Origin of the sequence: Rhizobium sp. NZLR8 (assembly GCF_019685025.1) — a bacterium.
Taxonomy (GTDB): Bacteria; Pseudomonadota; Alphaproteobacteria; order Rhizobiales; family Rhizobiaceae; genus Rhizobium.
Window position 1 is genome coordinate 110,299 of record NZ_JABDVY010000020.1, and the last position, 6,000, is coordinate 116,298.

Sequence of the window (6,000 nt, forward strand, 5' to 3'; positions counted from 1 at the left end):
GACACCTGTAGCAGGTATGACTTGCTACAGGATCGCGGAACGTCTACCACAACATTATATACAGATGCACTGTATATAATGTTGTCGTTTGTGCGAAGGATCAATCATGTCTACCGACCGCAAAGAGGTGGTTCGCCGCTTCAACATCGAGGTCATTCAAAATGGGAGCGAAACAGAATTTCATGCCTTGATGGCTCCCCACTTTGTGAATCACGCCGCGCCGCAGGGAATGCCGAACGGCCCGGAAAGCATGTGGCACACCTTCCAGAATATTCTTCGTCCGGCTCTATCGAACCTGGAGGTAACGATCCATGACCAGATCGCCGAGGGAGATAAGGTCACAACTCGAAAGACGATAAGCGGAGTTCACACCGGTACTTTGCTGGGCGTTCCGGCGACGGGACGGGACGTTTCCATTAGCGTTATAGATATTGTGCGAGTTCAGGACGGCAAATATGCTGAGCATTGGGGCGTGAACACCTTGCCCAACGTGCTCGCTGCATTGTCCAAGCTTGATGCGAAGAGCTAGCACAGCCGTTCGATAACACGGATTGCGGCTTCGAGCGTTCGTCTGTCCTTGCCGGACAGGCGTTCCTCGATCAAGTTGGCAATCTGCGACGTTCGGGCTTCGCGGGCGCGGGATAGTACCTCCTTTCCCTTCTCGGTGATTGAAAGAAGCTGGCTGCGCCCGTCCGCTGGATTTGGTGTCTTGCTGATCAGTCCATCAGATTCCAACTGAGCGGTAACCAGTCGCATGCTCTGATGCCTAACGTTGCGGCGGCCTGCGAGTTCGGCGACACTGAGCGACCCCGCCCGATCCAGAAGCGACAGCGTTTCCGACTGCGAGGTTGTCGGTGTATTTGCTTGCGTCTTCAGGCCGCGAACGAATCTGCCGAGCGTGACACGAAGTTTTTCCGCAAGCGCTAGCGCATCGGTGTCTTTTTCGGAGTTGGCTTCTTCGCTGGTCAATTTCTTTTTCCGCCTAAGCTGAACACTCTGAACCTTTCCATAGAACGAGAAAACTAGAAGAGAAATAGCCTCGGCACTTGTGACCGCTTCTGGCGCACAAGCGACGTGACGCCGCTCCCATGACCACGTCTGCTTTCAGGCAGGAGCGACGGCTGCCTCTATGACCGAGATGAAGGCGCGAGGCCGACGTTCAGCGAGCTGATCTTCTATTTCCGATTGGGCGCCATTGCGAAAGTGAGCGATGCTCGCCTTGAGGAGGATCGAACCGCCGGCCTGTGGATCGGGTTTTTCACGCGACGTTGTGGCAAACGGTCTGTGCCTTCGATCGCGGGATCCCCTTCCCTCTGGATCCGCCCGTTGATCGATGTCGGCAGTTCGCCATCTAAATCACCAAATGTGAGTCAGAGCCAATTTTCCACGCCGAAAGGCACTGCGGGCGCGGGAGGTGCCAAGTTTCTCCGGCATTACAGCGAGGAAGCGAATTGCTGGCCTCCTCTTTTGGGGGCCTGGCCATTGGCTGCTGATGAGCACGTATCGTTGTGGACCTCAACGTCCAATGCAAACCACCAACGGCCCGGCCTGTCCCACAGAACGCAACCACTCGATCACGAAATCGCGAGCATGTAACGAATCTCGATCTTGCTGCGTAGACCCTTTCGAGTGTGCGTAGAGAAGCACTAGGGAGCAGAGAAATGAAGCAGCTCAAATCGATTTTCATTGCAGGCCTTGCGCTACCGTCAGTCGCCGGCTTTGCAGATCTGGCGACCGCCGCCAATCGCGCGCCGACGGTGGTGGAACTATTTACCAGCCAAGGCTGCTCGTCTTGTCCGCCGGCAAACGCCAACCTGATAAAGTTGAGCCACCGCGAGGATGTCCTCACCTTGAGCTTTGCAGTGACTTATTGGGACTATCTCGGATGGAAAGACAGTTTTGGAAAACGAGAATTCACGGATCGCCAGGCCGATTATGAGCCCCGCCTTCGCCAATCCGGATCCTACACGCCGCAGGTGGTTGTCAACGGGACAACAACGACTGTTGGAAACGAATTATCCGAAATCAATCGACTGATTTCGGGCGCAATGCCACTGACGTCTCCATCGCTATCTCTCGGCAAGAATGAGGTTTCGGTGGGCAGCGGCCCTTCCCCGAAGTCAGAGGCTGACATCTGGCTTGTCCGCTACGATCCCAATCTCGTCGAGGTGCCTGTGGCGCGCGGTGAAAACAGCGGCACAACGTTGCCGCATATCCACGTCGTTCATGATCTCGTGCGTCTTGGCGGTTGGAATGGCCAACCAACTTCCTACCGGTTCGCGCCGGAACCCGGCCGATTGAAGACCGCCATCCTCGTTCAAGGCGATCATGGAGGGACAATCCTATCGGCGACGACCGACTGAAGACTGACTTATGCAAAATCCACCCTAATTAGAAATATGTACCAGGAAAAGAAAAGCGATTCTAATCGTGATTATGCCCGTGTATTTGGACTTCGGTTTATAAATCCGGGAAAATTAAGGCTGTAAAAAAGCCATTTTTCTTTTGTTACTATTATATCGATGGATTAATATTTTGTATTGCGTTTATTTCTCATGAACGGTTACCTCATTGCTTTCTATATGCAGAATTAACCGCACCGCAAAGGAGAATACCATGTTCAAGTCAGCCCTTGCCGCCGCAGTTCTAATGACGGCTGCGACTCTTCCCGCCCATTCGGCCACAATGGCGATGTCCAAGTGTGACGACGCCTCGATGATGTCCCTGCACAAGAAGATCGATGGCATGACCGACATGAAGATGAAGAAGTCGGCCATGAGCGAGATGATGATGGCCGAGTCCTCAATGAAGGCGCACAAGATGAAGTCGTGCAGCATGCACATGGACAAGGCCATGAAGAGCATGGGCGCCATGTAAATTCCGAAAGCCACGAGCGACAGGGACTCATTCGTTCCGCGTCCGTCGACATCAGACGCGTCCGATGGAACGATTGGGCGCTTTATCCTCGTGACTTTTGATCAAACGCCATGTCCAGGGCCGCTTGAGGCAAAGAAGACCGCCGACCTCTATTTCGACGGCGAGATCGACCAATGGTTCTACACCAAGGAAAACCCTCCATGAAGGCGTTCTGAATCGGTTTGCCCGGTGCAATGTAGTGCAAATCCATGCTACGGCAGCGAGTTCACCAGCAACGCGATCCTGAGGTACGAGCCGAACAAGACCGGCCCGATCTTGTTATAACCGAATTCCATGTCGGCTCGTACGTAGCCATGGAACGAATGTCTGCATCGCCCATAGGTGCAAAGTTGCTGGATCTCTTTCGCCTACGCCGCAGACCGCGCGGCTATTGCATACGGGCGGGCGTGAGCCCGGCTCTGTGAACGAGCATGAAGTGGCGCGAACGTTTCAGTGTGCGGTGCGTGGTTTCTCGTTTGCCCTCACAATGGCGTCCGCTTCCTTGCCGTATAGTTCCTCGAAGTGATCGAAGGTTTTGGAAAAATAACCGATGCCCTGCGTCGCCGAGCGCAGCGCCCGCGCCAGATCGTTATGTGCGCCGCCCGGAACGAGCGCCCGGAAGATGTCCCATCCCTTGGCGGTTTCATCACGGTCGAAGCCGAGAACCTGACCATTGAGAGCGGCGACGATCTGGACAAGGCTGCCTGAATAGACCGACGGGATGTGGAACTCGCTGCGGAAGACCGGCTGCATCAAGACGGTCGATCCTTCGGAAAGCGCCTGTCGCACCCCCATTTTCGACGCAGTCCGGAAGGCGTGCTCCGAACTGTCGACGGTATGGTGCTGACCATCTAACAGCGTTACGCCGACATCGATGACTTCGAAGCCCAGCGGTCCTTTCTCCATCGCTTCGCGCGCGCCCGCTTCGACGGCGGGGATGTAATTGCGCGGGACGGCGCCGCCCTTGATGGTTTCGCCAAAGGTGAAGCCCTGGCCGCGCTCGTTGGGGTGAATGCTCAACTTCACATCCGCGAATTGCCCGGCACCGCCGGTCTGTTTGCGATGGCGGTAATGAACCTCCGATGGTTTCGTGATCGTCTCGCGGTAGATTGGGCTGGGCGTTCGGTCGGTCACGGAGATATGAAAGACATCGGACAGCGTTCGGCAGAGATCACGCAGATGCATCGGCCCTTGGGCGCGGACGAGTTGAGCGCCCGTGCCTTCCTCCTGCAAGACTTTCAGACCGCGATCCGTCTCGGAAAGTTTCGCCAGCGTTGCGGAAAGTTTGTTTTCATCGCGCTCGCTGCCCGGAATTAGGATCCTTTCAAGCATCGGCGTGGGTGGTTCCGTCCACTCAGGCGGGGCGACCACCGCGCCGGAGGTCAACAGCGAAGGGACGGGCAGGTGGTCGGACTTGACCGTCGCGAAGACATCCCCCGGCGCAGGCAGAACCGCCGAATTGGACCGCCCGTTTGCGAGATTTTGTACGGCGCCGAGGCTGGAGCCGCCCAGTGATGCGCCTTGCCGCAGTCCCTCGCCAAGTGCGCGCACGAGCACCGTCTTGCCGACATTCTGGCGATGATAGGCATGGAAGCTTACGGCCACCAGCTTGCCTTCATCGACAGTTCCCATATGAGCGAGACGCTGCCGAAGAACCCCTACCGGCGGCGCCTCGTGGCGCAGCGCCTTCATCAGCCTCGTCATGCCGTTGCCGTGACTTGCAGCACCGATCAGGACCGGGATAATTCTGTTTTCCCTGAGAACCCGTGATGAAATGGCATAGAGCGCATCACTGGATGGCTCGTGGTCCTCGATCAGTTCCTCGAGAAGCCAGTCATCAAATTCGCACAGTTGTTCCAGGAGCTCGGTGCGCGCCTCGTGCTCGCGTTCGGCAGTGCTTTCGGGGATTGCGATCAGCGCCGACGTCTGGCCTTCCCGGTATCGCCACGCCCGTTCCGAAATCAGATCGCAACTGCCAATGATCCTGTCCCCCTCGCGGATCGGGATCTGGCGAAGCAAAAGGATGTGGTTGGCGTAGTCTTGAAGCGCGGCGATCACGTCCCTCAACCGCCCTATCGGCTCGTCCATCCGGTTGACGAAGAGGATGCAAGGCGTCCCCGAGGCTTCGATTATCCGCAGATAGGGCGCGGCGAGCACAGCCTGCGCGGGTGCCGATGAAACGCACAGTATGCAGGCGTCGCTGGCAAGAAGTGCGTGCTGCGCATGCGCCAACGCTTCGTTGGGGCCTGGCGCATCCAGTGCACACCACGCCTCGTTTCCGAAGGTGAATTCTGTGAGGTTCAATCCATAAGGGGAGCTGGATTTTCTCGGCGTCCCCTCCAGGGAGCCGAGTTTTTCCACGACTGTCGATTTTCCGGTCTGCGAGGGTCCAAGCACGGTAAAGCAGCGCATCGGCCTTCCTCCAACTGCCATAAACACAATTTTCAGCCATCATAGGATGCCCTGAACCGCTGCAAGGCGCCAGAGGTGGTTCAGTTTCACAACGCTTTGACTTAGACTTGCATTTGAGGCTGATCCATTCAGTGGCTGAGAACGCATTGACGAATTTGCGATATCGGCGTCTCCGCAGGGTCGCGATGAAATGCAAAGTTGGGTGAAATCTCGACACGAATGGACATCACGGAGCCGGCAGCCTAGGCTCAAATAAGTCAATCATTCTAAGGTTCAGCGATCTCGTTGCAAGCATGGCGGCGAGATGAACCTTCCGAACGCGTGCGGCACGTTTGGTCAGGTGCGCAAGTTGCAATGAATGGCATTTTTTGGGGTCAAGCAGATCTGCGCGACTGGGATCAATTATTCGATGCCGACCCACGACCTCCCTCCCATCGTCGCAGACCCGACAGTCCGCCGGCTGCCCATGCTAGATGATCATCGCGTCGAGCGGGAGCGTGAACCCGGTTGCCAACAGAGGCCGATCATGATGACTAGCGTGCGTATCCCAGGTAATGTTCTCGTGGCCGTCATGATCGCCTGCGTCGGCACGTGTTACGGCTTCGGCCTCAGCCTTTTTCCTCAGATCATCCCAGACATGCGGAAAGATCTTGCCTTCGACTATGCGTTCGT

Annotated in this window: 5 protein-coding genes and 1 pseudogene; 4 read left to right on the forward strand and 2 right to left on the reverse strand. The window is 56.4% G+C overall.

Annotated features, from left to right (window positions below; genetic code table 11):
* Positions 1-106: 106 nt before the first annotated feature.
* Complete coding sequence (locus HJB89_RS30215) at positions 107-529, forward strand: ester cyclase (protein ID WP_221117587.1); 423 nt, start codon at positions 107-109, stop codon at positions 527-529.
* On the opposite strand, the gene HJB89_RS30220 is transcribed toward HJB89_RS30215, so the two are convergent.
* Positions 526-969, reverse strand: a complete 444-nt coding sequence (locus tag HJB89_RS30220; protein ID WP_259669391.1) for a MarR family winged helix-turn-helix transcriptional regulator — start codon at positions 967-969, stop codon at positions 526-528. The two genes, HJB89_RS30215 and HJB89_RS30220, sit on opposite strands and share 4 nt — an antisense overlap.
* A gap of 692 nt (positions 970-1,661) precedes the next feature.
* On the opposite strand from HJB89_RS30220, the gene HJB89_RS30225 reads away from it, so the two are divergent.
* Together HJB89_RS30225 and HJB89_RS30230 are read left to right on the forward strand one after the other, a co-directional pair.
* A complete protein-coding gene (locus tag HJB89_RS30225) occupies positions 1,662-2,363 on the forward strand; it encodes a thioredoxin family protein (protein ID WP_221117588.1) in 702 nt (233 codons plus the stop codon).
* A 253-nt stretch (positions 2,364-2,616) separates the two neighbouring features.
* Positions 2,617-2,877: a hypothetical protein gene (locus tag HJB89_RS30230; protein ID WP_207583052.1), complete on the forward strand. Its 261-nt coding sequence runs from the start codon at positions 2,617-2,619 to the stop codon at positions 2,875-2,877.
* Between the two features lie 489 nt (positions 2,878-3,366).
* Here the strand turns inward: HJB89_RS30230 and HJB89_RS30235 are convergent, their stop codons facing one another.
* The gene (locus HJB89_RS30235; protein WP_207583051.1) at positions 3,367-5,328 is read right to left on the reverse strand and encodes an elongation factor G; all 1,962 of its coding nucleotides are present in this window, start codon (positions 5,326-5,328) and stop codon (positions 3,367-3,369) included.
* 529 nt (positions 5,329-5,857) lie between these two features.
* Between HJB89_RS30235 and HJB89_RS33480 the strand changes: the two are divergent.
* Positions 5,858-6,000, forward strand: a pseudogene (locus HJB89_RS33480) (MFS transporter); the annotation flags it as partial.

Bases quoted from the DNA above. Each gene is read 5' to 3' on its own strand.
- HJB89_RS30235 (WP_207583051.1), bottom strand. From the start codon at position 5,328: ATGCGCTGCTTTACCGTGCTTGGACCCTCGCAGACCGGAAAATCGACA.
- HJB89_RS30215 (WP_221117587.1), top strand. From the start codon at position 107: ATGTCTACCGACCGCAAAGAGGTGGTTCGCCGCTTCAACATCGAGGTC.
- HJB89_RS30230 (WP_207583052.1), top strand. From the start codon at position 2,617: ATGTTCAAGTCAGCCCTTGCCGCCGCAGTTCTAATGACGGCTGCGACT.
- HJB89_RS30225 (WP_221117588.1), top strand. From the start codon at position 1,662: ATGAAGCAGCTCAAATCGATTTTCATTGCAGGCCTTGCGCTACCGTCA.